Genomic DNA, 25,853 nt, shown 5'->3' on the forward strand with positions numbered 1-25,853 from the left:
GACCATGCGCGCCGAAACCCAGAATACCGTGGCGGAAATTGAAAAGTCGCTGGAGCTGCTGGCGCAGCGTATGGACTATGAAACTGCGCCCCACCGCCTTGAGGAATTTAATGCGCGCGTCGAGGACCCCAACCTTTGGGACAACCCCGAGAACGCGCAGAAACTGATGCGCGAACGTCAGATGTTGGTTGATGCCATCGAAACCTATGAAACCATCAAAACCGATCTAAGCGACAATATCGAATTGATCGAACTGGGCGAGATGGAGGAGGACGAAGAGGTTGTCACCGACGCTGAAAACGCCATCAAAAGCCTGAAAGCCAAAGCCGCCAAGAAAGAGCTGGAGGCGCTGCTAGATGGCGAGGCTGATGGCAATGACACCTTCCTTGAAATCAACTCGGGCGCTGGTGGCACGGAAAGCTGCGACTGGGCCTCGATGCTGGCGCGGATGTATGTGCGTTGGGCCGAGAAAAAGGGCTATACCGTCGAGCTGCAATCCGAGACCTCGGGTGAAGAGGCGGGGATTAAATCCGCCGCCTACAAGATTTCCGGTCATAACGCCTATGGCTGGTTGAAGTCTGAAAGTGGTGTGCACCGGTTGGTGCGGATTTCACCTTATGACTCGGCGGCTAAGCGGCATACGTCGTTCAGCTCGGTCTGGGTTTATCCGGTGGTTGATGACAATATTGAGATCGAGGTGAACCCCTCGGACATCCGTATCGACACATACCGGTCCTCGGGCGCGGGCGGTCAGCACGTGAACACCACCGACTCGGCAGTTCGGATCACGCACATTCCGACCGGGATCGTTGTGACCAGTTCCGAGAAGTCGCAGCACCAAAACCGCGATATTGCGATGAAAGCGCTGAAGTCGCGCCTGTATCAGCAAGAGCTGGATCGCCGCAATGCGGATATCAACGCTGCGCACGAGGCCAAGGGCGACGCGGGCTGGGGAAACCAAATCCGGTCCTATGTCCTGCAGCCTTATCAGATGGTGAAGGATCTGCGCACCAACCATGAGACATCAGACACCAAGGGTGTGTTGGATGGTGATCTGGATGGGTTCATGGCAGCCACACTGGCGTTGAACGTGGCGGGCAAAAGCCGGTCCGAGGCGCAGGGCGACTAAGGCGGGCAGGGGCTTTGCCCGGTCTCCGCAAGCAATGCCTCCCCCGATAAATTTTTAGCCAGATGCAACGGATCCCGGCTTTCTGTGGGAACGGAAAAGATTCATTTAAACAGTGGGTTTAAATGGGGGGATGCCCCGGCTAGGTTGACCTTGCAAAAGGGACGAACCTGGGATGAATCTGAGCCAAGCAACTGCAAGTGACCTGTTGAACGCGCTGACGGACCGGCAGATGTCGGCGCAAAAGGTGATGCAGCAAACGCTGGAGCGGATTGGCGGGGTCAACGAGGCCGCGAACGCCATTGTGGCTTTGCGCGAGCGGGATGATTTGATGACCGAGGCCCGCGCTTTGGATTCTGGTCCAATCCGTGGCCCCCTGCATGGATTGCCGATTGCGGTCAAAGATCTGGTGAACGTGGCGGGGATCGTAACGTCGCAGGGATCTCCGATTTTTAGGGATCACGTTGCGCAAAGGGATGATCTGATTGCCGCGCGGATGCGGGCGGCCGGGGCGATCCTGATCGGCAAGACCAATGTTCCCGAATTCGGGCTGGGGTCCCATACTTTCAATCCGGTCCATGGCGCGACGACGAACCCTTATAATCCGGCCCGGACCTGCGGCGGGTCATCCGGCGGCGCGGCGGTGGCGCTGGCGACCGGGATGGTGGCGCTTGCGGATGGGTCAGACGCGATGGGCAGCCTACGCAACCCGGCGGCCTGGAACAATGTTTACGGGTTTCGGCCAAGCTGGGGGCGGGTGCCGTCGGAACCGGTAGGTGATGGCTTTCTGCATCAGCTGTCCACGCTTGGCCCGATGGCGCGCAGCCCAGAGGATCTGGGCCTGTTGCTGGACGTGATCTCAGGGCCGGATGTGCGGCAGCCGTTTGGTGGGGCCACCCCCATAGTGTCGCCGGTGCAGGCGGCAGACATGCGCGGCGTGCGGATTGGGTGGCTGGATGACTGGGGAGGGGCTTATCCATTTGAGGATGGCGTACACGCGCAATGTGAAAGTGCTTTGAATGTGTTCACTCAGCTGGGGGCCGAGGTCATCCCCGTTGCGCCGCCATTTGAGGCCGAGCGCCTTTGGGAGAGTTGGATAACCTTGCGATCCTGGAGCGTGGCCGCAAGCCTTGCGCCGCTTGCAGATCAACGTGACGTGTTGAAAGACACGGCGCAATGGGAGTTGGACCGAGGGCAGACTCTGACGGCGATGCAAGTGCATGAAGCCAGCGTCATCCGGTCCGAATGGTTTCGATGCGTGGCAGAGTTGATGCGTGGTTATGATGCCATGGTGTTGCCGTCTGCGCAGGTTTGGCCCTTTGAGATTGAGACGCCATACCCAACGGAAATTGCGGGGCGAAGGATGGATACCTATCATCGGTGGATGGAGGTCATGGTGCCAGTCAGCCTGATCGGCTTGCCCTGCCTGTCAGCACCGGCGGGTTTTGGAGCCAACGGATTACCGATGGGAATTCAGGTGTTTGGTCCACGCGGCTCCGACGCCCGCATCCTGTCGATTGGCGCAACCTATCACGCCGCCACCATGTGGCCGCAAAAACGACCGGCCCAACCATAGGGTCGGCAAGGGAGGAGGACAGAACATGGACAAGCCATTTGGTGTTCCGGAAATGGGGCCGGTGAATTTGGGGATGTTGCGCGAAGCCCTGCGCCGGGCCTGGACAGACTTTCGTCGGGCTCCGGTTTTTGGGCTTCTGTTTGCGGGGTTTTACGTGCTGGCCGGTTGGTTCATGGCCTGGATCACCTTGCAGACGGGCACGTCGTACTGGTTGGTTCTGGCTGCTATCGGGTTTCCTTTGCTGGGGCCCTTTGCGGCGGTAGGGATGTATGAAGTCTCGCACCGGCTGGAGCAGGGTGAGACCTTGGAATTCAAGTCTATTTTCGGAGTGGTGGTGCAGCAGGGGCGCCGTCAGTTGCCCTCGATATGCGCGATTATTGTGGTGATGTTTTTATTCTGGTTCTTTCTGGGCCATATGATCTTTGCCCTGTTCATGGGGTTGTCGACGATGACAAACGTGTCGACCTCGTTAGAGGTGTATTTGACCGCCAACGGGTTGACGATGTTGGCTGTGGGAAGCGTTGTGGGCGCTGTGTTTGCGACGGTGCTTTATATGATCACCGTACTTTCCATCCCCATGCTGTTGGACCGAGAGCTGGATTTCGTGACCGCTATGATCGCCAGTTTCAGCTATGTCCGTGATCATTTCAGCGTCATGTTGTTGTGGGGAATCTTTATCGCCATCCTGACTTTTCTAGCCATGATTCCGTGGTTTTTGGGCTTGTTTTTTGTGCTGCCGTTGTTGGGGCATGCTAGCTGGCATTTATATCGGCTGATCACTCAAGCGTCGGGCGAAAACGCTGCGTGACGTCAGCTTGCCGCTTGCTGAAGCGAGCGTTCTGCACGGCGGGCGGTTCGCGCCGCTGCCAGAACGGCCGAAGGGTCTTCGCCCAGATGACGCAGTAGAATGCGCCGGGTGGTTGTCTCGCTGGCGGTCGTTCTGGACAAGCAGATTGCCACGCCGCGCCACCGGTCCGAATGCTCATCGGTCCCGCGCGTCACCAGATAAATACGGCTGTTTTGCGAGGCTCGGCTGGACATCAGGATATAAATCTGCCGGCCAGCACAGGCGGCGATGCCTTGCACTTCACGTTCTGTCGGAGCGGCGCTCGGCATGCCAGGGCGCGGCTCATAACCACGCACCAGCGTGCATTGCGGCAACCGGCGTGCGTGAATCAACCGATGACGCGAGGGCTTAGGATCATCCAGTTCGGTCTCCGTCGCATAGTAGAACCCCGCCGGAAACAGGTTCTCGGTCAGTGTTGTGGGGCCCGAGCCCAGAAAATCTGTAAGGGCAGACGCTGCGGGATGTGTCGGAGAGCGGTCGATCTCGTCCAGCGGGCGCAGCAGAATACGGGCGTCCACTTCGAAAAACCGGCAAATCCGGTCAAGTACGTCAGGTCTTGGAAAACTCTCGCCACCAAGGTATCGGTTGAATTGCGTCCGGTTGACGCCCAATTGTCGGCAAAGTTCTGATACTGATGTATATTGCTGCGCAAGTTGTCTGAGATTGGCGCCGAACATCCTGCGCAATTCGTCCGGGTTGCGGATGTCTTTGGTCATAGGTGTCCCAGGTTCTCGCGACTTGTTTTATAGTACGCAACATGTTCGACCTGACGGTCGACATAACGCACATATCGTACAGATGACACGAACGGGCGCATCCCAACGCCACGTCACCCCCAGAGGCTAACGTCCAATCTTACAAACGCAATAGGCTTTATCTTGTTTTGTGTGATCTTTTGGGCGCTTTGGCGCCAATAAACGTTATTCGGCCAGTTTTAGCTTACAAGGCAGCATGACAGGCCAGAGTTTCCCCACCCATACGCGAGCCGACAGGGTGGGGTAAATGTTACTCGCCACGCAGCAGGGCCGCAACGCCAGTGCGGGCCACTTCGACCAGACCCAGAGGGCGCATCAGATCGGCAAAGGCGTCGATCTTGTCCGGGGCTCCGGTGATTTCAAAAATGAAAGAGTTCAGCGTGCTGTCGACCACGTTGGCGCGGAAGATATCGGCCAGACGCAGCGCCTCGACCCTTTTGTCGCCTGCGCCAACCACTTTGATGATCGCCAGCTCCCGCTCGACCGCGTCGCCTTCGACGGTCAAATCATGCACGTCGTGAACGGTGACGATACGACCCAGCTGCGCCTTGATCTGCTCGATAACCTGCGGCGTACCGGTGGTCACGATGGTGATACGGCTCAGATGCCCGGTGTGGTCAACCTCGGCTACGGTAAGGCTTTCGATGTTGTAACCACGGCCCGAGAACAACCCGATTACACGGGCTAGGACACCGGGTTCGTTTTCGACCAGAACCGCAATCGTGTGGCGTTCTTGCACGTCCGAAAAGGTCGGGCGTAGGTTATAGGCCGAATGGCGGGTAGAGCCTTTTTTGATATGTAGGGCAGACATTTACGTCCCTTTCATCATTCTTGTGGTGTTGGGCGCTCCGCCGCGCCCAACAAATTTCGTCAAACCAGAACCGAGCCTTTGGAATCGATCACGCCCTGTGTTTCGGCCTCGCCCAGCAACATCTCGTTATGTGCCTTTCCTGACGGGATCATGGGGAAGCAATTCTCGTGCTTTTCCACCAGACAGTCAAAAATCACCGGACCGTCATAGTTGATCATCTCCATGATCGCGTCATCCAGATCGGCGGGGTCAGAGCAAAGGATGCCCTTGGCGCCGAACGCCTCGGCCAGCTTGACGAAATCGGGCAGCGCTTCGGACCACGAATGCGAATACCGCTCGCCATGCAGAAGTTCCTGCCACTGACGTACCATGCCGAGGCGTTCATTGTTCAGGATGAACTGCTTCACCGGCAGGCGGTACTGAACAGCCGTGCCCATTTCCTGCATGTTCATCAGCCACGACGCCTCACCGGCCACGTTGATCACCAGCGCGTCCGGATGCGCCATCTGCACCCCAACAGAGGCCGGGAAACCATAGCCCATCGTGCCCAAACCACCCGAGGTCATCCAGCGGTTGGGGTCTTCGAAGCCAAGATACTGCGCCGCCCACATCTGATGCTGACCGACCTCGGTTGTGATGTAGCGGTCGTGCTTTTTGGTCAGCTCTTCAAGGCGTTGCAGCGCATATTGCGGTTTGATGGTCTTTTCGCTGTTGGTGAACGCCAGGCAATTCACCTTGCGCCAGTCGCTTATCTGGGCCTGCCACTTCTTGACGGCGGCCGCATCGGTTTTGCGGCCGCGCGATTTCCAGACCTTGAGGATATCCTCAAGCACATGTGCCACATCACCGACAATCGGGATGTCCACGCGGATCACCTTGTTGATCGATGACGGATCAATGTCGATATGCGCCTTTTTCGAGTTCGGCGAGAATGCATCAATCCGCCCGGTGATCCGGTCGTCGAACCGTGCGCCGACATTGATCATCAGGTCGCAGTCATGCATCGCCAGGTTGGCCTCGTACAGGCCGTGCATCCCCAGCATGCCCAGCCAGTTTTCACCCGACGCCGGATAAGCGCCCAGACCCATCAGGGTCGAGGTGACCGGAAAGCCCGTCGCATCAACCAATTCGCGCAGCAATTGGCTGGCAGCAGGGCCCGAGTTGATGACGCCGCCGCCAGTGTAAAAGACCGGCTTCTTTGCGGTCTCGATTGCCGCAACCAGTTCGGTGATCTCTTCCAGATCGCCTTTCAGAACCGGTTGGTAGTGCGATGTTGACGGTTTTGGCGCGGTATATTCACCCGAGGCAAACTGAACGTCTTTGGGAATATCGACCAGCACCGGCCCGGGGCGGCCCGAGATGGCGACGTGAAATGCCTCATGCATCGTCTCAGACAGCGAATCCGTGTCCTTCACCAGCCAGTTATGCTTGGTGCAAGGGCGGGTGATACCGACTGTGTCGGCCTCTTGAAAGGCGTCCGAGCCGATCATGAAGGTCGGAACCTGCCCAGTCAGAACCACAATCGGGATCGAATCCAGCAGCGCATCGGTCAGGCCGGTCACCGCGTTAGTGGCGCCGGGGCCAGAAGTCACCAGTGCAACGCCGGGTTTGCCGGTTGACCGGGCATAGCCTTCGGCGGCGTGAACCGCGCCCTGTTCGTGGCGCACCAGAACGTGCCGAATGTCGTTTTGCAGAAAGATCTCATCATAGATCGGTAGCACGGCGCCACCGGGGTATCCGAATACCGTGTCCACGCCCTGATCCTTGAGGGCCTGAACTACCATTTTTGCGCCGGTCATCTCACGTGTCATCTGCTTTGCTCCGTTCGCGACATGTGTCTTGCGTTTAGCATAAAAAAAGCCCCCGAGATTTTTCGGAGGCGCATGGGTTCGATTATGGTTTACCGTTACCGGCCCATGCGCGTGTTTCCTACGATTACGACTAGCGCTTTCATCGCCAGAGGCTCCTTTTCAGCTTGGCAGGGACATTATGGGCGGGCGAAAGGGGCGTCAACAGGCAATCGTACCAATTTTGTAACCTGAGATGCAGTTTTTGCGACATTTTATTGCGCAGATTGCCGCAGGTTGGGAATTTCCGCGAATTTTTGCCCGCTCATGATGATTTGGGCTGGCAAATGGCAGGTCTGAAAGCGTCAAGGCAATGTCTAAAATTGACATGAGCGACCCGGCTCTGTGCGGCACGCTGGTCTCAGTTGAACAGGTAAGGGAGGCGAAGAATGTTGCAGGACCTCATAGATCTAGGGCGGTATCCGATCGATCGGCCCGGGTCGCGGGGCTATGATCAGACGATTGCAGATGTGCGGAAAGAACTTGATCAAGACGGCTGCGCGGTTCTGCCAGGATTTGTGCATGAGGACGGTTTGGAGTTGCTGGTGCGCGAGGCGGATGAGGTTGCCCCACAAGCGCATCGCTCTTTCAACAGGACCAACGCCTATTTCACCAAAGATGATCCGCGCTTTGGGATCGGGCATCCGATACGCCGTTTTTATGACCGCTCAAACGCCTTTGTTCCCGCAGATAATTTCCCCACGTCGGGTCCTTTGCGGCGGATTTACGAATATGAATGGTTCATGCCTTTTGTCCGTGACGCATTGGACGAGCCCGAGGATCGGTTCTTTCGCTATGATGATCCGCTGGCAGATGTGATCATTAACGTGGTCGAAGAGGGGCAGGGCTTTCCCTGGCATTTCGACACCAACAACTACACCGTTACGCTGGCCATTCAGAATGGAGAAGTCGGGGGCACCTTTGAATATGTGCCGAACCTGCGCACGGCCGAGGACGAAAATTTTAAGTCCGTGGCCTCGGTTTTGGACGGAGACAGGGCACGGGTCCGAGAGCTGGAGTTGCAACCGGGGGACCTACAGATTTTCAAGGGACGGTACGCGCTGCACAGGGTGGCCCCAGTAACGGGTGCGCGCACCCGATACGTTGGGATTTTCTCATTCGTTGAAGCCGAAGGGATGTGCGGCGGGGTTGAACGCACACGACAGCTTTATGGGCGTGTGTTACCGCATCATCATGCGCGTGAAGGGATGCGAAAGGATCAATTGCTGGACTGAAAATTCTGGGGTTAAAATAAAGAGGTTTTCAGCGACCGGAGGGTCCGATGCCTAAGATTATACAGCTTACGCCATTTGTTCTGTGTTCCTCCCTGCAAAAGCAGATTGATTTCTATTGCGATCGTTTGGGATTTTCTTGCGGGTTTCGGCAGGACAATTACGCTTTTTTGTCATTGGGGTCCGTGGCCATTCGGCTATTGGAATGCCCGCCGCGCGATGATGGTCGCCCGTTGGGAGAAGATCAGTCGTTTTACATAGACGTCGACGAAATCGACGATTTGTACGACAGCTTGCTGCCGGGATTGGCTGATCTACCCGAAGGGCGCGTGCGCCCGCCGTTTGATCAACCCTATCTGCAGCGCGAGTTTCACGTTATCGACGAAGACGGGACGTTGGTATTCTTTGGACAGGATATCAGCCCGAGGGGGTAGGCCCTCCCGCCCGTTGTCAATACACCTGCGGCGCATCTCCTCCGGTTAGGCCGGGCAGCGCTGCGCGCTGCGGGCGTGTTTAGAAACCGGGGCTGGTGCCTTGCAGGACACCGTGTTCCAGCGCGTATCGGGTCAGGCCCGCAGTGGATGAGATACCCAGTTTGCGTTTGATGTTCTTGCGGTGAGTTTCCACCGTGCGCACAGAGATTTCCAAGGTCTGCGCCACCTCTTTGTTGGACTTTCCCTGCGCCAGTTCCAGCAGGATGGTCTGCTCACGGCCGGTCAGCGCCTCACGTGCGCTGTCTTGTTTGGGCTGCAGCGACCCGCTGGCACCGGTGCAAAGGTACTGTTCGCCGCGCATCACCGCGTCGATGGCCTGTTTGATCTCATCCGTCGGTACGTCCTTGAGGACATAACCCTTGGCCCCGTGGTTCAGTGCGGTCGAAATGTATTCGGGGCTGTCATGCATCGACAGGATCAGGATGCGGGTCTCGGGCAGGCGCTCCAAAATCATCTCGGTGGCGCTGAGCCCGCCTAGGCCAGGCATGTTCAGATCCATCAGGATCACATCGGGGGACAGATCGGCAACTTGATCAACGGCTTCTTGCCCGGTGCCTAGTGTGCAGACCACTTCGATGTCGGGATAGCTTTCAAGGATCGACTGAATCCCTTCGGCCACCATCGGGTGGTCATCCACGATCAGGACCCGGATCGACTGTGCGCTCATGTACCGGCCTTTCGGTTCGGAGTTGCGTCTTCCTGCGGCGGAAGCAAGTGGCTAAGCGGCAGGGTAACCTCGATCACGGTGCCGCCGTGCGGGCTGCGTGATGACAGAATACGCAGTGATCCGTCAAGCTGTTCGATGCGTTCCTGCATGTTGCGCAGCCCGATCCCGGTGCTGACGCCTTCAGCCTCGCGGGGCAGGCCGCGACCATTGTCGGTGATGCGCATGGTGGCACCCTTTTTGTGACCGCGCAGATCAATTGTAACATGCGTTGCGTCGGCGTGGCGTTCGATATTGGTCAGGGCTTCTTGTGCGATACGGTAAAGGGCGATCTTGGCGTCCTGATCCAACCGGTTTCGAAACACGACGGTCGAGAATTCGGTCTCAATCCCCGTACGCTCGCGGAAATCGTCGGTCAGCGCCTTCACTGCGGGGCCAAGGCCCAGATCGTCCAGCACACCTGGGCGCAAATCGCGGCTGATGCGGCGCACCTCGGTGATTGCGGTGCCGAGATGCTCTATCCCCTTGTCCAATGGGGCGTGGGCCCCGTCGTCATCGCCCCGCGCAAGCCGCCGCCGGGCATTGTCCAGCGCGTAGCGTACACCGACGAGTATCTGGCTGATCCCGTCATGCAGTTCGCGCGCCACTCGGCCCCGCTCTTCCTCTTGCGCGTCGAGAACCCGTTGCGTCAGTTCCTTCAGCTTGGCATCCGCCAGCCGCCGTTCCCGGAAATTCAGGAGCATGCCGGATGCAAAAACGACCAGCACTGCCGCCAAAGTAATTCCGCCGATATAATAGAATGTCCGGCGTACACGGGCCTCGACCTCGGCCCGGGCGGCGGCGATCGATGCGACAACATCGTCAATGAACACCCCGGTTCCAACAGCCCACTGCCAGCTGGGAAAGCTGGTGACGTAGGTGATCATCTGTGCCTCTTCCCCGGTCGAAGGTTTGGGCCACAGATAGGTGTGATACCCCGCACCTTGTCGGGCGATCCGGATCAGCTCGTCCACGACTGGTGTGCCCTCACTGTCGGTCAGGCCGCTCCAGTTCTTGTTGATCAGGTCGGTTTGGCGCGGGCTGACCAGATTGGTACCGTCATAGTCATAGACAAAAAAGAATCCGTCATCGCCGTAGATCATTGCCGACAGGATTTGCGCGACCTGATCCTTGGCCGCCTGATCATCGGGTTGGGCCGAGCCGTAGACAAAGTAAAATCCGTTGCGAGCTTGGGTGACATAGTTGCGCAGTTCGGCCTTTTTGGCTTCGATCAGCTGTGCCTCAAGCTGATCGATTTCACGTTCGGCCAGTTTGCGCGACTGATGCGCGACGAGAATGGCAATCGCCGCCACGGCCACAATCAGCGGCAGTGTTGCCAGCAGCGACAGCTTTTGCGCGTAATTCGGTCGAAAGACGTTGCGGAATCTCCCCATATCTCTGCGATAGGCAAATTTCACAAAAAAAGCAAAGTCGGACCGTTCAATGCCGGGAATAGGTAGGTGCCGAGTAAAAAATCGCGGTGAATCCAGCGGTTTGTCCCAACGAATGACCGTTTCTACGTAGTAGTAGGTATTTTCATCTTCAATTGCATGGATATGATCCGCCCCATCGACAACGATCAACTGCCCCAAGAGGCAGACCATGACTTTGGGAGGACTGACTATATGGATCGTCGTTCATTTTTGAAAACCACGGCACTAGGCAGCAGCGCGGCCGCAGCTACCGCGCTGGCAGCACCGGCATATGCGCAGGGCAAGCGGACCCTGACGATGGTGACATCATGGCCGCGTGGCTTTGCCGTTCTGGATGACGCAGCCAGCTATATGGAGCAGATGGTCGGCGAGATGTCCGACGGTCAGCTGACCATCGACAAGAAGGCCCCGGGTGAACTGGTGGGCGCGCTGGAAGTGTTCGACGCCGTGTCGTCGGGCCAGGCTGACATGTACCACTCGGCCGACTACTACTTTATCGGTCAGCACCCCGGTTACGCTTATTTCACCGCTGTGCCGTTTGGTGGTACCGCGCAGGAACTGACCAACTGGTACTACCATGGCGGCGGCGAAGAGCTGCACGACGAGCTGGGTCAGATCTTTAACCTCAAGGGCCTGCTGGCCGGTAACTCGGGCTCGCAGTCCGGTGGCTGGTTCCGTAACGAGATTAACTCGGCCGCAGACTTCAACGGTCTGAAGTTCCGTATGCCTGGTCTGGGTGGCAAGGTGCTGGGCAAACTGGGCGCCTCGGTTCAGAACATCCCCGGCGGCGAACTGTATCAGGCGCTGTCTTCGGGTGCGCTGGACGGTCTGGAGTGGGTTGGCCCGATGGCGGACGAACGCGCCGGCTTCCAGGAAGTTGCCAAGGTCTACTACACCGCGGGTTTCCATGAGCCGGGCTCGGGTCTGGCCGCATCGGTCAACCTGGATGTCTGGAATGACCTGACACCGGCACAGCAGGCAATCCTGCGCTATGCGTCGATGGCCACAACCCACTATCAGTTGGCCGAAACGCTGGCCAACAACGGTGCCGCACTGGCGCGTCTGCAATCGCAGGGCGTCAAAACGCTGCAATTCTCGGACGACGTTTGGGACGCGTTCGGCCAGGCATCCGCCGAGGTCATGGACGAGAACATGAATGACGAGTTGTTTGCCAATATCCGCGGTTCGTTCGAAGAGTCGCTGGCGACGTCGGCCTCGTGGATCAACAAGTCGGATGGATACTACGTCCAGCAGCGCGTTCGCGTTCTGGGTGGCTAAGTAGGCGCCGGAAATCTCAGAGGCCTCACGAAAGTGGGGCCTCTTTTCAATACATATTCTCTGAATCCTGCGACCCCTGCTAAGGTGAAAGTCACAGATATTCAGCTGAGTGAGGGACATCATGGACGACAGCAGCTCGGTTGGTTTGACCGACGCTCTTGCCGCAGTTGGCGGCGGGATTGTCTGGGTTCTGCAAAATCTGGCCCAAGCCTTCTACAACATTGGCTACGCACTGACCCATCCAAGCCTTTGGCTGGATTGGTCCGATAAAGAAGCTGTCATGCGCTTCGTCTACTATGGCGGATCGGTTGAGTTCTTCTTTGCCGTTTTTGCAGTTTTTCTGGTTATCACGATCATCGGCATGGTTCGCAACAACTTCATGTGGGGGTGTGTGCGCGGACTTGAGGGGTTCACCAACACGCTGGGCCGTTTCTTTGCCTGGGCCGGTCTGCTGATGGTGCTACAGCAAATCATCATCGTGATCATGCAGCGGATTTTCACCCGCCCCGACATCGTGATCGCCTTTGGCATTCCGCTGCAATACGACATCAGTTGGTATGCTGAAATGTTGAAGTTTTACAACGCTTTGGTGGTGTCTCTTTGTGTAGGGTACACCTTTGTGCAGGGCGGGCATGTGCGGGTTGATCTGTTCTATGCCCCGGCACGGTTCGGCACCAAAAAGGTGATCGACATGCTGGGCTCGGTGTTCTTCATGATGCCGCTGGCAGTGCTGGTCTGGATGTATGGCTGGTACTTCATGTGGCGGCACCTGATCGTGCCGAAACCCTCGGCCAGTGACACGCTGGAGCGGTTGTTGCTAAAATCGAAGGCGATGCGCTGGAATGTCGAAACCATCGGCTTCAGCCCCAACGGTTTCACTGCGTATTTCTTGTTCAAGATCATGCTGGTGGCCTTTGCCGGGCTGGTCTTCCTGCAAGCAATAGCATTCCTGTACCGGTCGTATCTTGAATACGTGGAAGGACCGGACAGTGCTGGAAAATACCTCGACAAGGATAGCCTTGGTGAGGGTGAAGAAGCCTACGAAGGCGCGCATTAGGGACGGAGAACCAGACAATGCTATTCGGACTTGATGGCGTCGAGATAGGCCTCATTATCGTATTTTTCTGCCTTTTCGGAGGCATCCTTTCCGGGTTCCCGGTGGCTTTTGCCATCGGTGGGGCTGGTATCATCTCATTCGGGATCATCGCGGCATTGGACAGTGCCGGGTTGCTGGTGCATCAGGCCATCGACTCGGGTACGCAGGCCTATCGGGATCTGGTGAATTCGGGCGTCAAACCTGACACCATATCTGTTTTCCGATACCCGGAATTGCCAACCATTGGCGAGCCGGTCTTCCCCTCTGGCTGGGAAACTGCGCTGGACCGCAACGTCTCGTTCATTGTGAACCGTATCAACGAACGTGTTCTGGCCGGGCAATCCATCGAAACCCTGTTGGCCGTGCTGATGTTCGTCCTGATGGGCATCACGTTGGAGCGTTCAAAGATCGCCAACGATCTGCTGACCACAATGGCGCGTGTTTTTGGCCCGTTGCCGGGTGGTCTGGCCGTGTCGATCGTGGTTGTGGGCGCGTTTCTGGCGGCCTCGACCGGGATTGTGGGCGCGACCGTTGTGACCATGGGTTTGCTGGCGCTGCCGACCATGTTGCGAAACAACTACTCGCCTGAACTGGCAACCGGTGTGATCGCGGCCTCGGGGACGTTAGGGCAAATCATCCCGCCCTCTATCGTGATTGTTCTGCTAGGCACGCTGGCTGGTGATTTGTATTCAACTGCGCAGGAAACCCGCGCGGTTGAGGCCGGGTGTACCGACGCGCTGACCTATCTGGGTGAGCCTGCGGTGGTCTCGGTCGGCACATTGTTCCAGGCGGCCTTGCTGCCGGGGATCATGCTGGCCTTGCTGTATGCGCTTTATGCCTTCGGCTATGCGTTGATGAACCCGGAAAAAGCCCCGGCCGTGGAACTGGGTGGCGGTGGCGGTGAACCGATCACCCGCGGTGAAGGCCTGACATGGCTGCTGGGCGCGCCCGTCGCGCTGATCGTGGGTGCCGTTCTGCTGGGCAGCACGGGTGTGATCGGCAGCCAGAACATCACTGTCTCGGCCTTTTCGGATATCGGCGAGGGTGCTTCGCTGCGCACCAACGTATCTGAGGAATGCAAGGTCTCGATGATCGAACTGCACGGTCAATCCGCCTGGGATCAGGCCGTGGCCGAGCAGCAAGCGTTGGATGAGGCTGGCGGTGTTTCTCAGGCTCAGCGCCTGACCGAAGAAGAGCTGGCCGCTGCGCAGGAGGCCAAGATTGCCGCTACTGCACCCATTGGTACTGGTGTCGCGGTTATCGTTGTGCTGCTGGGTCTGACCTTGCTGTTTGGTCGCGGCATAGCACCGTCGCAATCTACACAACCACTGATCATTGGATCCATCGGCCTGTTGTTGATGGTGCTGGTGGATGTGCTGCTGATTGCGCCGACGACCTCGTCAGGGTTGGCCTTCGTGATCATGGCGATACCGTTTGCGCTGGCGATCTATGGCTGCAAGTTCGCGGCTGAACGCTGTGCCACCAATGATCTGATCCGTGTGGTCTTTCCACCGCTTGTCCTGATCATCGCGGTGCTGGGTTCAATCCTTGGCGGCATTACCAACCCGACACCGGCGGCTGCGCTGGGTGCGGGCGGGGCGATCATGCTGGCGGCATATCGCAAGCTGCAGGATCAGGGGCGCTCGGGGAAGGTGATCATCTGGTCAACTTTCGCCGTCATCATCTGCATGCTGATGGGCATAAATTTCGATCTGCGCATCAATCAAGGCGATGTCTCGGTCGAAAGCTGGATCGCCTTCATCTTTGCCTACGCGGCTTACCTCTATGCGCTGTTCGGATTGATCTTTGCCTGCTGGGTTCTGTTCTCAAGCGGAGTTCTAACCCCGGTTGTGCGCGAGACGGCCAAGGTAACGTCGATGGTCTTTACCATCCTGATCGGATCGCAGTTGTTAAACCTGGTGGTGATCTCGTTTGGCGGCGAGCATTACATTCAGCAGTTCCTGCGCAGCTTTGACAACGAGTTTACGGTCTTCCTGATCGTGATGTTGGTGCTGTTCATCCTGGGCTTTGTGTTGGATTTCCTCGAGATCATCTACATCGTGATCCCCATCGTGGGCCCGGTGATCTATGGCGGATCGTTTGACCCGAAATGGGTGACAATCATGGTGGCGGTGAACCTGCAGACCTCGTTCCTCACGCCACCGTTCGGGTTTGCGTTGTTCTACCTGAGGGGGGTTGCACCGAAAGAGGTGACGACGGGCCATATCTATCGTGGGATCATACCATTTGTGATTATTCAGGTGGTGGGGATCGGTATCCTGTGGTCCTTCCCGTCGATTGTGACCATCGTGCCGGATCTGATCCCGAATTGATTGGTTACTGTGATCCAACGGAAAAGGGGGCCAATTGGCCCCCTTTGCTTTTTTGGATTGTTGAATGGGCCAGCCCCTCCTTGGCCTGCGGCCAATTCAACCCCGAGAAATTTTTTGGCCAGATGAAGGCAGATCAGGTGAACTGAATCAGGTCCCAGCGATTTCCGAACGGATCGCGCCAAACGGCGACCCAACCGTAGGGTTCTTGTCTGGGGTTTTCTTCGAAATGGACGCCTTTGGATAACATTTCGGCGTGATCGCGTTCGAAATCATCCGTTTGCAGAAAGAAGCCAACGCGGCCTCCGGTCTGATTGCCCACGGCGGCGATCTGGTTTGGACCGTCTGCCTGCGCCAGCAATAGTGACCCGCTATCTGATCCTGGAGGAGACACCAGCACCCAGCGTTTGCCACCGCCCAGGTCAACGTCTTGCGTCAGGGTGAAGCTGAGTTTTTGGGTGTAGAACGCAATAGCTGCATCGTAATCCGGCACCACAAGGGTGACGGCGTATAGTGTTTGACGCATGGAAGTTTAGCCCTTGGTCGGGTGGCGGTCGGGCAGTTGAATACTGGCGACCTGCTCGGCAATCGGCGCGGTCGATAGCGGGTGGTGCTTGCCGTCCGCCAGTTCAGACGGATTGTTGATACGCTTCCAGTTGCCTTGGATATAGGCTTCGAGCCCTGAAAACCGCGCCTTGTACCCCATCTTGGGACTGCCGGGTACCCAGTAGCCCAGATAGACGTAGGGCAGGCCAGCCTCTCGCGCGATGTCGATGTGATCGAGGATCATGTACGTTCCCAGAGAGCTTTGCGGCTGTTCAGGGTCATAGAAGGAATAAACCATGCTAAGCCCGTCATCCAAAACGTCAGTCAGGCTGACGGCGATCAGCTCTCCGTTTTCGGGGTCGGCATATTCCACCACGCGGCTGCGGATCGGAGTTTCTTCGATCATTGCGGCGAATTCGAACACATCCATATCGGCCATACCGCCATCGGCGTGGCGTGTGTCCAGATAGCGGCGGAACAGTTCGTATTGCTCATCAGTTGCCCAAGGCGAGTTTGCACGGCGCTGTAGGTAGGCATTGCGTTTGGCCGTGCGCTTTTGGCTTTTGCTGGGGCGAAAAGCCGACACGTCGATGCGGGCCGACAGACAGGCTGCGCAATCAGTGCAGGATGGGCGATAAAGCACGTTTTGAGAACGGCGAAACCCCTGTTGCGACAAGGAATTGTTCAGCTGATCGGCACCTTCGCCCTGTAGGGCGGTGAACAGCTTACGCTCCATCCTGCCCTCAAGGTAAGGGCAGGGTTGCGGGGCCGTCACATAAAATTGCGGCGCGATGGGCAGCGTGTGTCGCATGAAGGTTCCGTGTTTCCTGACACAGGATGATAACAACGGTTCCCTGAGCCGCCAAGTGATTCAATTGGCAGATATTTAAGCCCGCTGGTTGATCATGACCGTGCCAAGGAACGAATCCGTTAGGCCCTGACAACGTGCGCTGGTCAGCATCATGATGACCGAGATGATCTGAACCACGAAAAACGCCATGCTGATGAAATACCCGGCGGTATGAGCCACGGCTTTGCCCATATCCAGACGGGACCCGAATGCGTCCCGCAATTCAATGCCCATGAAACGCATGCCCAGTGTCGCCGATCCGTTGGCGATGGTAACAACGCGGTAAACAAAGCTGATGACGCCATAGATCAAGGGCAGAAACAGCAGCCCCGCGCCGAATGTCAGGAAAACCGGCACGATGCACAGCAGCGAAATGAAGGCGATATCAAACAGCCACGCGACAAAGCGTTTGGTTGCTACCGACTGGTAGAACTCAGGCTGGGTATCAGGGTCGGGCAGGTGGGTCATGTTGTAATATCCGGATATTGTTCGGAAATTACCCTGTCCCGGATGGCGGGACAGGGCAAGCTTTGATCAGGCGCGCTCGCCGTTTTCGGGCTCGTCGTGGTTTTCGCGGGCGCGTTCGTCCATGAACTGGTCGAATTCAGCCTTGTCCTTGGCGTCACGCAGGCGGCGCAGGAAGGCTTCGAAGTCCTGCTGTTCGCGTTCAAGCCGCGCCAGAGTGTCTGCCTTATAGGCATCAAACGCGCTGTTGCCCGAGGGTTTCATAGCGCTCATGTGACTGTGCCAGGACTTGCGGCGGCTGCAGGATTTACTGAACATGCGTTTGCTCCAGATCATGTAGGCCAACAGGGCCAGGCCAACGGGCCAGAAGAAGATGAAACCAAGGACCATGACGGCGATCCAGGCGCCTTTGCCTTTGTCATCAAGCCAAGTTTCGATGCGGTGCAGCCATCCCGGATTTTCTGGGACGGCGGGGTCGGACAGTGCGGTCATTTGGGGTCTCCGGGGTTGATGTAAATCGTTTTCACATTGATAAGATGGGAAGCAGATGGTTGGTTGCAAGGGGTCGATGTGAAAAAGATTTACATTATGCGTCGAGGCCGAGTTTGGTTGACGTCACCCAGAGAACAAAGCAGTTTGCAAAAATGTCTGTCGAAGAACGAAAAACCGCCCCGTCACTTGCCGAAATTCTGGAACTGGAAAAGCAAGTCTGGACTGCACTAGTTGAAGGCAATTCCTCGGCCGACCGGGCGTTGCTGAGCGCGGATTTTCTGGGGGTCTATCCCACCGGGTTCGCCAACCGCGATGATCATGTCGGGCAATTCGCTGATGCGCCAACGATGTCGCGGTACGAGTTGAGCGAGACAAAACTCCGGGTTCTGAACGCTGATATTGTCCTGTTGTCCTATCGTGCCGATTACCAACGCCCGGACAGTGATGCTTGGGAGGCGATGCTGATCTCTTCCCTGTGGGAGCGCCGCCATGACGTCTGGGTCAACAGTTTCAGTCAGGACACTCCATTGGAGGCGCAATGACCGGTCCGCTGACCATCCACCGTGTTCCGCGGGCGTTTGATGCATCGCTGGGTGATGAAGCGCTGAATGCGGTATCTGGTATCGCGCCTGAACAAGGGGAGCTGATTGCAGGGACGGCGGGTTCGAGTCCATACCTAAAGGGATTGATCGAACACGAACGCGATTGGTTGCCGCCGGCCTTGCAAGAGCCCGATCAGGCTTTTGCGGATGTGATGGATGCAGCGCGTGCCTTTCCACCGGATCAGTTGAAATCCGGTTTGCGGCAAGCCAAGCGGCGCATGGCTTTGCTGACCGCGCTGGCTGATCTGGCGGGCGCGTGGCCGTTAGAGAAAGTGACCGCTGCGCTGACGGATTTCGGTGCGCTGGCTGCGGATGTTGCCGCCAAGGCCGAGATCGCGGCACTGATCCGGCGCGGCAAGCTGCCGGGGATGACCGAAGATGATGTGGAAACCGCCGCCGGGATGATCATTCTGGCCATGGGCAAGATGGGCGCGCACGAGCTGAACTATAGCTCGGATATCGACCTGATCGTTCTGTTTGATGAGACCCGCTTTGACCCCGATGATTTCTTCGATGCGCGTCAGGGTATGGTGCGGGCCACGCGCAATTTTTGCGCCACGCTCAGCGACAAGACCGCTGATGGGTATGTGTTCCGCACTGACCTGCGATTGCGTCCCGATCCGGCGGTGACCCCGGTCTGTTTGGCGACCGAGGCGGCCGAGCGGTATTATGAAAGCCTTGGCCGCACCTGGGAAAGGGCAGCTTATATCAAGGCGCGCCCATGTGCCGGTGACATTGCCGCCGGGCAACGCTTTCTTGATGCATTGCGCCCCTTTGTCTGGCGCAGGCATCTGGATTTCGCCGCCATTCAGGACGCGCATGACATGCGTCTGCGCATTCGCGAGAATAAAGGCACCGGCGGCACGCTGACCATTCCCGGCCACGATATGAAGCTGGGGCAGGGTGGCATTCGTGAGATCGAATTCTTCACCCAGACCCGCCAGTTGATCGCGGGAGGTCGCGACCCTGACCTGCGCGTGCGCGGCACGGTGCCCGGTCTGGCTGCATTGGCCGGAAAAGACTGGATACCGCAGGACGTGGCCGAAAAGCTGACCGACCACTACCGCTCCCACCGCGAGGTCGAACATCGCATTCAGATGGTTCACGATGCTCAGACCCATAAGGTGCCCCAATCACCGGATGGGATCGAACGCGTTGCCTGCCTGATGGGGATGAACAGCGCCGAGTTGACCGCAGATCTGACCCGTCGTCTGACCGAAGTGCATGAGCTGACCGAGGGGTTCTTTGCCCCAGGATCTTCGACGCCCGCACCTGCCGGTGAGACCGGTTTTGACCAAAATGTCCTGGCCCGCTGGACCACCTATCCAGCGCTACGCTCGCAACGCGGCGCGCGGATCTTTGAACGTCTCAAGCCCGAGCTGCTCTCACGTCTGTCGAAAACTGCAAAACCGGACGAGGCACTGCGGGCGCTGGACGGTTTTCTTGCAGGGTTGCCAGCAGGTGTGCAGCTGTTTTCCCTGTTCGAGGCTAATCCCCACCTGATCGACCTGCTGGTCGATATCGTGGGCACCTCGCACGCATTGGCGGCGCATCTGTCCCATAACGCCGCCGTGTTTGACGCGGTGATTGGGGGCAGTTTCTTCAGCGACTGGCCAGGGCAAACGGCACTTCAGTCTGATCTTGAGCAGGCGCTGCAGCAGGAAACGGACTATGAAACGCAGCTGGATTTCGCACGTCGCTGGTGCAAGGAATGGCATTTCCGTATCGGTGTACATCACCTGCGCGGTCTGATTGACGGTGTGCAGGCCGGAAAGCAATATGCCGAACTGGCCAGCGCTGTTATAGCCGCGATCCTACCTTGCGTGACTGAACAATTCGCCAAGAAGCACGGACCTGCGCCGGGGCGCGGGGCGACTGTACTGGGTATGGGATCGCTGGGGGCAGGGCGGATCAACTCGCAATCCGATCTGGACATGATCGTGATCTATGACCCACTGGATCAGGACATGTCGGACGGTCCGCGCCCTCTGGCCACGCGTACCTATTACGCCCGGTTCACACAGGCGCTGATCACGGCGCTCTCTGCTCCGATGTCGCAGGGGCGGCTTTATGAGGTCGACATGCGCCTGCGCCCGTCTGGCAATCAGGGGCCGGTGGCGACCAGCTGGGCCAGCTTCACCAATTACCAGCGCAACGAAGCCTGGGTTTGGGAGCATTTGGCCTTGACCCGTGCCCACGTGGTCGCAGGCGACGCGGGTTTGACGCAGGATATCGAGAGCTTCCGCGCTGATTTTCTGGCGCAACCGGAAGACCGCCAGAAGGTCCTGCGCGAAGTGTCCGAAATGCGCGCCCGTTTGGCCGCCGCCAAATCCCCAGCGGGGATATGGGATGCCAAGAACGGCGCCGGGCGGATGATGGATATCGAACTGATGGCCGAAACCGGGGCACTACTGTCTGGTGTGACACAGCGCGACGTGCAGTCCGGGTTGGACGGCACTGTCGCTGCCGGTTTGCTGGACGTCGCGCAAGTGCAAACGCTCAAGGATTGCTACGATTTATGCTGGTCTGTGCAATGCGCTGCCCGGCTGCTGTCGGGTAAAGTGATCGAAGCGGACAAGATCGGCGAGGGCGGCGCGGCTTTCCTGTGTCGGGCCACCGGGTTCGAACAGGTCGAACACCTGCAGGGCGCGCTGCAGGACAGTTACACCGCCGCCGCCGGTATTATCGGTCGCGTGCTTGAGGAGGGGCAAGATGCCGCGCAATGACGATCCAAACGATCACAAGGGCCTGATCCGCGAGGCGTACCGCATCGACGGCATCACGCTGCCCGAATGCCGCAGCATTTTTCTGGACTGGGCGCTGAGCCTGCCTGCGGATCGCGATCAGACACAGGCCCTTACTGCATTACACGCCATCTATGCCGCGCAAGAGGCCGATCATCCGATGACACAAGTGCTGGCCGAAGGGCTACAATCGGCTCAGACACCCAAGAGGCGCGGCGGCTGGCGGTCCCGGTCTCGCTAGGGCTTTTCCCCCGGCGCGTTCACCACTATGAGGGCGTCATGACCCAAGCCACCGACCGCCCCCGTATCCGCCTGAAACCCAAAGCCAACGCGCGCGGCCTGCGCCATGGCTTCCCGTGGGTCTATGCCAACGACATTGTCACTGATCGGCGTACACGCAAGATACCGGTTGGTGCTTTGGCCGTGCTGGAGGATGACAAACGCGCGCCCATTGCGTTGGTCGCCGTGAACCCCGAGTCGAAAATCATGTGCCGCGTACTGGATCGCGACCTTGACGCCGATTTGAATGCTGAATGGTTCGAATCCCGCCTGCGCCGCGCTATGGACATGCGCGAACGCCTGTTTGACGCCCCCTATTACCGCCTGATCCACGCCGAAGCGGATGGCTTTCCCGGCGTGATCATCGACCGCTTTGGTGATGCCTGCGTGATCCAACCCAACGCCGCTTGGGCCGAGGCGCATCTGGAAGCGCTGACCGACGCGTTGGTTGCTGTGACGGGTGTTACAACTGTGCTGAAAAATGCCTCGGGCCGCACTCGGGGACTGGAAGGGCTGGATGACGAAAACCAGACCTTGCGTGGAACTGCGCCTGACGCTCCGCTGCCGGTGCCAATGAATGGCGCGACCTATATGGCTGATCTTACCGGAGGCCAGAAAACCGGCCTGTTTTACGACCAACGCCCCAACCATGCATTCGCTGCACGGCTGGTGCAGCCGGGTGCGCAAGTGCTGGACGTGTTCAGCCATGTGGGCGGTTTTGGTCTGGCGATGCTGGCTGGCGGCGCGGCGCAGGCCCTGTCTGTCGATGGTTCGGCTGCGGCGCTGGACTTGGCGACGAAGGGTGCCGAGGCTTCGGGATGCGCGGATCGATTTGAAACCCGTCAGGGCGATGCGTTCGAGGTGCTGACCAAATTGGGCGAAGAAGGCGCGCAATTTGGCGTCGTCATCTGTGATCCACCCGCTTTTGCGCCGTCGAAACAAGCCCTGGACGCGGGCCTGCGCGCTTATGAGCGTATCGCACGGCTGGCCGCACCCTTGGTAAAACCGGGCGGCTATCTAGGGCTTTGTTCTTGTTCACACGCGGCCGATCTGGGTCGGTTCCGCGACGCGTCCTCGCGCGGGATTGGTCGGGCAGGGCGGCAGGCACAATTGATCCACACGGGGTTTGCCGGCCCCGACCACCCGCAACTGCCGCAATTGGCTGAAAGCGGGTATCTCAAAGCCGTGTTTTACCGGCTGTGAAGGCAGTTCTGGATACCTGTGTCATCTACCCCACGGTGATGCGCGAGATGCTGTTGGGCGCCGCCAGATTGAGTCACTTCACGCCGATCTGGTCTCCTCGTATCCTCGAGGAATGGGCCCGCGCCGCCCGCAAACTGGGCCCGGAAGGCGAGGCGCAGGCCCGTGCCGAAATCGCCCTGACGCAGGCGCAGTGGCCTAAGGCCGAACGCGCGGCCAATCCGGGGCTTGAACAACGCCTCTGGCTGCCCGATAGCGCCGATATTCACGTTCTCGCCACCGCCGTTGAGGCCTCGGCCGATGTTATCGTCACCGTGAACGCCAAGGATTTCCCAAGAAATATCCTGTTGGAAGAAGGGCTTGAACGCCGCGATCCTGACGGCCTGCTATATGGGTTCTTGCTGGACGACCCCGACGGCATGGCGGAACTCGCCGACCGTGTTTTAGCCGAAGCCAACCGGCTGTCCGGTGATCAATGGACTTTGCGCGCGCTGATGAAAAAGGCCCGTCTGCCAAGGTTGGGCAAGGCGCTCAGCCATTAGACCGTATCCAACTTCATCTGGCTAATAATATCCCGGTGGGGCTGGCCCCACTCTTTCGAACCTAACTGCCCGCGCCCCAACGCTGCTCAAGGGCTTCCAGCGCTGCAATCCGCTCATCCGTTTTGGGATGGCTCATCAGCCAGGCCGGAGTAACACCCGCGCGCTGTTGTGTCAGGTCTTCCAACTTGTGAAACAGCGACTTTTGCGGCCCAATCCCGATCCCGGCCTTGGTCAGCAGAGCGGCGGCATATTCATCCGCCTCATATTCATCGCTGCGCGACAGGCGCGAGGCCAGCAGGTGGGTCAGCATATTGGCAATCCACGCGCCGATGAAGGGAATGAACCGGTTCAACAGCATCATCAAAGCCGCCCGCAATGCGTTCTGGCCGGAAAAATCGATCATCCGCCGCCGCGCATGCCCCAGCGCAACATGTCCCAGCTCATGTGCAATAACGCTGGCCATTTCCTCGGCCGAAACCTCTCCGTTACGGAACTTGCGATAAAAGCCGCGCGTAATGAATATCCGCCCGTCAGCAGCCGCCAGACCGTTCACCGGGTCGATCTCGTAGATGTAAACCGGGACCCGGTCGATCTCGAGCGCGGCGGCCAGCCTGTCAGTCATGCGTTTCAGTACCGGATCGGCCAGTTCGGTCGATTTGGCATCCAGCTCCCGATGTGTGCGCCAGACGGAAATCCGGTACATCACAAAGGCATAAGCAATCGCCAATAGGATCGGGGTCAATCGAAGCATGCAGTAGATATGGCTCTGAGTGGGGGAATAGGCAACCAGCCTTGATTATTTGTGCATTAAAGAGAGCGGACGTCCTATTTTCGTCGAAATTCTCGGGTAGCCAGGAATCGGAAAAAAATCACTAGGATTCAATTGATTATGAAGAAGTTTTGTTTTCGCGCGTACAGAGCTTGCCTGCGATCAATGGGACTATACGGGCTTCTAATGTGTTTCATGGCTGCTTGGACACTGACTTTCGGTTGGTCTCAGGGAATGAGTATTGGACCGATGGCTTTGGCCACGCTGACTACACTCGCTTTCAGTGTAGCAATGACCAATTCAAAACTAACGCCGAATTGGTTGGCTGATCCGGATGGCATTGTAAAAGCACTAATCGTCTTTGTGGGTTCAGGCCCACTTATGCTTGTTTTTGGCGTGGCGGCCATCGCTGTCATTGGACCATTGGGGTTTGAAACACAGTTGGGTAAATCGCTGTCCATTCTGGTCGCGTTTCCCGCTTTGGTGTTGGGAACTGTGATGGGTTGGGCGGCCCTATTCTACGGGATTTTGCCCAATATAGACCAATCCGTCACGCCAATGCGGCCCAGTTTTCCTCTGCCGGAGTAACCCACCAAAAACGCAATCCTGCGCGACCTGCGTCAATCGCGCACGAGCAGTTGATCCTGACTTAACGCGTCAATTCCTTCATTCCCTGCTCCAGTCCAGCCAGGGTCATCGGCACCATGCGATCCTCAAAAATTTCCTGGATCATGCCGATTGAGTGGGTGTATTCCCAGTATTTCTCGGGCACCGGGTTGATCCACAGGTTTGACGGCCATTGCTCGCGGGCGCGTTGCAGCCAGACCTGCCCGGCCTCATGGTTCCAGTGCTCGTTGGCGCCGCCTGGATAGGCGATCTCGTAGGGGCTCATCGAGGCATCGCCGACAAAGATGCATTTGTAGTCCGAGCCATAGGTGCGCAGCACCTCATGCGTGGGGGTCTTCTGATCCCAACGGCGGCGGTTGTCGCGCCAGACGCCTTCGTACAGGCAATTGTGAAAGTAGTAGTACTCCAGATGCTTGAACTCGGTCCGGGCGGCCGAGAACAGTTCTTCGACCACTTTGATATGCGGGTCCATTGAGCCGCCGACGTCCAAAAACAGCAGCACTTTGACAGCGTTGTGGCGTTCGGGGCGGGTTTTCACATCCAGATAACCATGTTCGGCTGTGGCTCGGATGGTGCCGTCCAGATCCAACTCTTCCGCCGCTCCTTCACGCGCCCAGCGACGCAGGCGTTTCAAGGCGACCTTGATATTGCGCGTGCCCAGTTCAACCGTGTCGTCCAGGTTTTTGAATTCACGCTTGTCCCAGACCTTGACCGCACGCTGATGGCGGCTCTCGTCCTGACCGATGCGTACGCCTTCGGGATTATATCCATAGGCCCCGAACGGAGAGGTGCCAGCGGTGCCGATCCATTTGTTGCCACCCTGATGGCGGCCTTTCTGATCCTTGAGCCGCTCGCGCAGCGTCTCCATCAGTTTGTCGAATCCGCCCATGGCTTCGATTTCGGCTTTTTCTTCTTCCGAGAGGTGTTTTTCGGCCATCTTTGCCAGCCAATCGGCGGGAATGTCGACTGCTTCAAGAACCTGTTCAAAGCTGATCTCGTCCAGCCCTTCAAAACTGGCGGCAAAGGCGCGGTCGAACTTGTCGATGTTGCGTTCATCTTTAACCATCGACACGCGGGCGAGGTAATAAAACGCCTCGACATCATATGTGGCCAGACCCTTTTTCATACCCTCAAGAAAGGTCAGGTATTCGCGCAAGGATACGGGAATGCCCGCTTTTCTGAGATTTTCGAAAAAGGGCAGGAACATGG

General features: G+C 57.9%; 25 protein-coding genes. 14 read left to right on the forward strand and 11 right to left on the reverse strand.

Features of this window, described 5'->3' with window-relative positions; translation table 11 throughout:
* The first annotated feature begins 4 nt into the window (after positions 1 to 4).
* The 3 genes from prfB (at position 5) to ACR0LY_RS01620 (ending at position 3,510) form a co-directional block, all read left to right on the forward strand.
* Positions 5 to 1,129 carry a peptide chain release factor 2 gene (gene prfB / locus ACR0LY_RS01610; RefSeq protein ID WP_170349016.1) on the forward strand — a complete coding sequence of 375 codons (1,125 nt, stop codon included), beginning with the start codon at positions 5 to 7 and terminating at the stop codon, positions 1,127 to 1,129.
* Between the two features lie 172 nt (positions 1,130 to 1,301).
* Positions 1,302 to 2,702, forward strand: coding sequence for an amidase (locus ACR0LY_RS01615; protein ID WP_170349015.1), 1,401 nt, complete (start codon positions 1,302 to 1,304; stop codon positions 2,700 to 2,702).
* Positions 2,703 to 2,727: 25 nt separating this feature from the next.
* On the forward strand, positions 2,728 to 3,510 hold the full coding sequence (locus ACR0LY_RS01620; RefSeq protein ID WP_170349014.1) for a DUF2189 domain-containing protein: 783 nt from the start codon (positions 2,728 to 2,730) through the stop codon (positions 3,508 to 3,510).
* A 2-nt stretch (positions 3,511 to 3,512) separates the two neighbouring features.
* Here the strand turns inward: ACR0LY_RS01620 and ACR0LY_RS01625 are convergent, their stop codons facing one another.
* The 3 genes from ACR0LY_RS01625 to ACR0LY_RS01635 all read right to left on the reverse strand — a co-directional run bounded on the left by ACR0LY_RS01625 (position 3,513) and on the right by ACR0LY_RS01635 (position 6,926).
* Positions 3,513 to 4,265: a helix-turn-helix domain-containing protein gene (locus ACR0LY_RS01625; protein WP_226688333.1), complete on the reverse strand. Its 753-nt coding sequence runs from the start codon at positions 4,263 to 4,265 to the stop codon at positions 3,513 to 3,515.
* Positions 4,266 to 4,554: 289 nt separating this feature from the next.
* A complete protein-coding gene (gene ilvN, locus ACR0LY_RS01630) occupies positions 4,555 to 5,115 on the reverse strand; it encodes an acetolactate synthase small subunit (RefSeq protein ID WP_170349013.1) in 561 nt (186 codons plus the stop codon).
* A gap of 59 nt (positions 5,116 to 5,174) precedes the next feature.
* A complete protein-coding gene (locus ACR0LY_RS01635) occupies positions 5,175 to 6,926 on the reverse strand; it encodes an acetolactate synthase 3 large subunit (protein ID WP_170349012.1) in 1,752 nt (583 codons plus the stop codon).
* Between the two features lie 425 nt (positions 6,927 to 7,351).
* Here ACR0LY_RS01635 and ACR0LY_RS01640 point away from each other — a divergent pair, with 425 nt between their 5' ends.
* Entirely contained in the window at positions 7,352 to 8,197 is an 846-nt protein-coding gene (locus tag ACR0LY_RS01640) for a HalD/BesD family halogenase (RefSeq protein ID WP_170349011.1), read from the forward strand.
* A 47-nt stretch (positions 8,198 to 8,244) separates the two neighbouring features.
* Complete coding sequence (locus tag ACR0LY_RS01645; protein WP_170349010.1) at positions 8,245 to 8,628, forward strand: bleomycin resistance protein; 384 nt, start codon at positions 8,245 to 8,247, stop codon at positions 8,626 to 8,628.
* 79 nt (positions 8,629 to 8,707) lie between these two features.
* On the opposite strand, the gene ACR0LY_RS01650 is transcribed toward ACR0LY_RS01645, so the two are convergent.
* On the reverse strand, positions 8,708 to 9,355 hold the full coding sequence (locus ACR0LY_RS01650) for a response regulator transcription factor (protein ID WP_170349009.1): 648 nt from the start codon (positions 9,353 to 9,355) through the stop codon (positions 8,708 to 8,710).
* A complete protein-coding gene (locus tag ACR0LY_RS01655; protein WP_170349423.1) occupies positions 9,352 to 10,785 on the reverse strand; it encodes a cache domain-containing protein in 1,434 nt (477 codons plus the stop codon). The genes ACR0LY_RS01650 and ACR0LY_RS01655 overlap by 4 nt, the downstream gene beginning before the upstream one ends.
* A gap of 231 nt (positions 10,786 to 11,016) precedes the next feature.
* Here ACR0LY_RS01655 and ACR0LY_RS01660 point away from each other — a divergent pair, with 231 nt between their 5' ends.
* The 3 genes from ACR0LY_RS01660 to ACR0LY_RS01670 all read left to right on the forward strand — a co-directional run bounded on the left by ACR0LY_RS01660 (position 11,017) and on the right by ACR0LY_RS01670 (position 15,531).
* A complete protein-coding gene (locus tag ACR0LY_RS01660) occupies positions 11,017 to 12,102 on the forward strand; it encodes a TRAP transporter substrate-binding protein (protein WP_170349008.1) in 1,086 nt (361 codons plus the stop codon).
* Positions 12,103 to 12,223: 121 nt separating this feature from the next.
* Positions 12,224 to 13,159: a TRAP transporter small permease subunit gene (locus tag ACR0LY_RS01665; protein ID WP_170349007.1), complete on the forward strand. Its 936-nt coding sequence runs from the start codon at positions 12,224 to 12,226 to the stop codon at positions 13,157 to 13,159.
* A 17-nt stretch (positions 13,160 to 13,176) separates the two neighbouring features.
* The gene (locus ACR0LY_RS01670) at positions 13,177 to 15,531 is read left to right on the forward strand and encodes a TRAP transporter large permease subunit (RefSeq protein ID WP_170349006.1); all 2,355 of its coding nucleotides are present in this window, start codon (positions 13,177 to 13,179) and stop codon (positions 15,529 to 15,531) included.
* A gap of 133 nt (positions 15,532 to 15,664) precedes the next feature.
* Here the strand turns inward: ACR0LY_RS01670 and ACR0LY_RS01675 are convergent, their stop codons facing one another.
* The 4 genes from ACR0LY_RS01675 to ACR0LY_RS01690 all read right to left on the reverse strand — a co-directional run bounded on the left by ACR0LY_RS01675 (position 15,665) and on the right by ACR0LY_RS01690 (position 17,881).
* Positions 15,665 to 16,054, reverse strand: coding sequence for a VOC family protein (locus tag ACR0LY_RS01675; RefSeq protein WP_170349005.1), 390 nt, complete (start codon positions 16,052 to 16,054; stop codon positions 15,665 to 15,667).
* A 6-nt stretch (positions 16,055 to 16,060) separates the two neighbouring features.
* Positions 16,061 to 16,885, reverse strand: coding sequence for an arginyltransferase (locus tag ACR0LY_RS01680; protein ID WP_170349004.1), 825 nt, complete (start codon positions 16,883 to 16,885; stop codon positions 16,061 to 16,063).
* Between the two features lie 75 nt (positions 16,886 to 16,960).
* Positions 16,961 to 17,392 carry an RDD family protein gene (locus ACR0LY_RS01685; protein ID WP_170349003.1) on the reverse strand — a complete coding sequence of 144 codons (432 nt, stop codon included), beginning with the start codon at positions 17,390 to 17,392 and terminating at the stop codon, positions 16,961 to 16,963.
* Positions 17,393 to 17,458: 66 nt separating this feature from the next.
* Positions 17,459 to 17,881, reverse strand: coding sequence for a DUF2852 domain-containing protein (locus ACR0LY_RS01690; protein ID WP_170349002.1), 423 nt, complete (start codon positions 17,879 to 17,881; stop codon positions 17,459 to 17,461).
* A gap of 152 nt (positions 17,882 to 18,033) precedes the next feature.
* Here ACR0LY_RS01690 and ACR0LY_RS01695 point away from each other — a divergent pair, with 152 nt between their 5' ends.
* From ACR0LY_RS01695 to ACR0LY_RS01715, 5 genes are read left to right on the forward strand one after another with little or no spacing between them, the layout of a single operon-like run.
* Entirely contained in the window at positions 18,034 to 18,423 is a 390-nt protein-coding gene (locus ACR0LY_RS01695) for a nuclear transport factor 2 family protein (protein WP_170349001.1), read from the forward strand.
* The gene (locus ACR0LY_RS01700) at positions 18,420 to 21,209 is read left to right on the forward strand and encodes a [protein-PII] uridylyltransferase family protein (protein ID WP_170349000.1); all 2,790 of its coding nucleotides are present in this window, start codon (positions 18,420 to 18,422) and stop codon (positions 21,207 to 21,209) included. The genes ACR0LY_RS01695 and ACR0LY_RS01700 overlap by 4 nt, the downstream gene beginning before the upstream one ends.
* The gene (locus ACR0LY_RS01705) at positions 21,196 to 21,468 is read left to right on the forward strand and encodes a hypothetical protein (protein WP_170348999.1); all 273 of its coding nucleotides are present in this window, start codon (positions 21,196 to 21,198) and stop codon (positions 21,466 to 21,468) included. Before ACR0LY_RS01700 ends, ACR0LY_RS01705 begins: the two co-directional genes overlap by 14 nt.
* A gap of 38 nt (positions 21,469 to 21,506) precedes the next feature.
* Positions 21,507 to 22,709 carry an RSP_2647 family RNA methyltransferase gene (locus ACR0LY_RS01710; protein WP_170348998.1) on the forward strand — a complete coding sequence of 401 codons (1,203 nt, stop codon included), beginning with the start codon at positions 21,507 to 21,509 and terminating at the stop codon, positions 22,707 to 22,709.
* Positions 22,706 to 23,248 carry an RSP_2648 family PIN domain-containing protein gene (locus ACR0LY_RS01715; RefSeq protein WP_170348997.1) on the forward strand — a complete coding sequence of 181 codons (543 nt, stop codon included), beginning with the start codon at positions 22,706 to 22,708 and terminating at the stop codon, positions 23,246 to 23,248. The genes ACR0LY_RS01710 and ACR0LY_RS01715 overlap by 4 nt, the downstream gene beginning before the upstream one ends.
* A gap of 61 nt (positions 23,249 to 23,309) precedes the next feature.
* Here ACR0LY_RS01715 and ACR0LY_RS01720 read toward each other — a convergent pair whose 3' ends face one another.
* Entirely contained in the window at positions 23,310 to 23,999 is a 690-nt protein-coding gene (locus tag ACR0LY_RS01720) for a M48 family metallopeptidase (RefSeq protein WP_170348996.1), read from the reverse strand.
* Between the two features lie 252 nt (positions 24,000 to 24,251).
* On the opposite strand from ACR0LY_RS01720, the gene ACR0LY_RS01725 reads away from it, so the two are divergent.
* Positions 24,252 to 24,605, forward strand: coding sequence for a hypothetical protein (locus tag ACR0LY_RS01725; RefSeq protein ID WP_170348995.1), 354 nt, complete (start codon positions 24,252 to 24,254; stop codon positions 24,603 to 24,605).
* A gap of 61 nt (positions 24,606 to 24,666) precedes the next feature.
* Here the strand turns inward: ACR0LY_RS01725 and ACR0LY_RS01730 are convergent, their stop codons facing one another.
* Positions 24,667 to 25,851 carry a vWA domain-containing protein gene (locus ACR0LY_RS01730; protein WP_170348994.1) on the reverse strand — a complete coding sequence of 395 codons (1,185 nt, stop codon included), beginning with the start codon at positions 25,849 to 25,851 and terminating at the stop codon, positions 24,667 to 24,669.
* Positions 25,852 to 25,853 lie beyond the last annotated feature (2 nt).

This window comes from Ruegeria sp. BC5 (assembly GCF_056539205.1).

Bases quoted from the DNA above. Each gene is read 5' to 3' on its own strand.
- prfB (WP_170349016.1), top strand. From the start codon at position 5: ATGCGCGCCGAAACCCAGAATACCGTGGCGGAAATTGAAAAGTCGCTG.
- ACR0LY_RS01615 (WP_170349015.1), top strand. From the start codon at position 1,302: ATGAATCTGAGCCAAGCAACTGCAAGTGACCTGTTGAACGCGCTGACG.
- ACR0LY_RS01620 (WP_170349014.1), top strand. From the start codon at position 2,728: ATGGACAAGCCATTTGGTGTTCCGGAAATGGGGCCGGTGAATTTGGGG.
- ACR0LY_RS01625 (WP_226688333.1), bottom strand. From the start codon at position 4,265: ATGACCAAAGACATCCGCAACCCGGACGAATTGCGCAGGATGTTCGGC.
- ilvN (WP_170349013.1), bottom strand. From the start codon at position 5,115: ATGTCTGCCCTACATATCAAAAAAGGCTCTACCCGCCATTCGGCCTAT.
- ACR0LY_RS01635 (WP_170349012.1), bottom strand. From the start codon at position 6,926: ATGACACGTGAGATGACCGGCGCAAAAATGGTAGTTCAGGCCCTCAAG.
- ACR0LY_RS01640 (WP_170349011.1), top strand. From the start codon at position 7,352: ATGTTGCAGGACCTCATAGATCTAGGGCGGTATCCGATCGATCGGCCC.
- ACR0LY_RS01645 (WP_170349010.1), top strand. From the start codon at position 8,245: ATGCCTAAGATTATACAGCTTACGCCATTTGTTCTGTGTTCCTCCCTG.
- ACR0LY_RS01650 (WP_170349009.1), bottom strand. From the start codon at position 9,355: ATGAGCGCACAGTCGATCCGGGTCCTGATCGTGGATGACCACCCGATG.
- ACR0LY_RS01655 (WP_170349423.1), bottom strand. From the start codon at position 10,785: ATGGGGAGATTCCGCAACGTCTTTCGACCGAATTACGCGCAAAAGCTG.
- ACR0LY_RS01660 (WP_170349008.1), top strand. From the start codon at position 11,017: ATGGATCGTCGTTCATTTTTGAAAACCACGGCACTAGGCAGCAGCGCG.
- ACR0LY_RS01665 (WP_170349007.1), top strand. From the start codon at position 12,224: ATGGACGACAGCAGCTCGGTTGGTTTGACCGACGCTCTTGCCGCAGTT.
- ACR0LY_RS01670 (WP_170349006.1), top strand. From the start codon at position 13,177: ATGCTATTCGGACTTGATGGCGTCGAGATAGGCCTCATTATCGTATTT.
- ACR0LY_RS01675 (WP_170349005.1), bottom strand. From the start codon at position 16,054: ATGCGTCAAACACTATACGCCGTCACCCTTGTGGTGCCGGATTACGAT.
- ACR0LY_RS01680 (WP_170349004.1), bottom strand. From the start codon at position 16,885: ATGCGACACACGCTGCCCATCGCGCCGCAATTTTATGTGACGGCCCCG.
- ACR0LY_RS01685 (WP_170349003.1), bottom strand. From the start codon at position 17,392: ATGACCCACCTGCCCGACCCTGATACCCAGCCTGAGTTCTACCAGTCG.
- ACR0LY_RS01690 (WP_170349002.1), bottom strand. From the start codon at position 17,881: ATGACCGCACTGTCCGACCCCGCCGTCCCAGAAAATCCGGGATGGCTG.
- ACR0LY_RS01695 (WP_170349001.1), top strand. From the start codon at position 18,034: ATGTCTGTCGAAGAACGAAAAACCGCCCCGTCACTTGCCGAAATTCTG.
- ACR0LY_RS01700 (WP_170349000.1), top strand. From the start codon at position 18,420: ATGACCGGTCCGCTGACCATCCACCGTGTTCCGCGGGCGTTTGATGCA.
- ACR0LY_RS01705 (WP_170348999.1), top strand. From the start codon at position 21,196: ATGCCGCGCAATGACGATCCAAACGATCACAAGGGCCTGATCCGCGAG.
- ACR0LY_RS01710 (WP_170348998.1), top strand. From the start codon at position 21,507: ATGACCCAAGCCACCGACCGCCCCCGTATCCGCCTGAAACCCAAAGCC.
- ACR0LY_RS01720 (WP_170348996.1), bottom strand. From the start codon at position 23,999: ATGCTTCGATTGACCCCGATCCTATTGGCGATTGCTTATGCCTTTGTG.
- ACR0LY_RS01725 (WP_170348995.1), top strand. From the start codon at position 24,252: ATGAGTATTGGACCGATGGCTTTGGCCACGCTGACTACACTCGCTTTC.
- ACR0LY_RS01730 (WP_170348994.1), bottom strand. From the start codon at position 25,851: ATGTTCCTGCCCTTTTTCGAAAATCTCAGAAAAGCGGGCATTCCCGTA.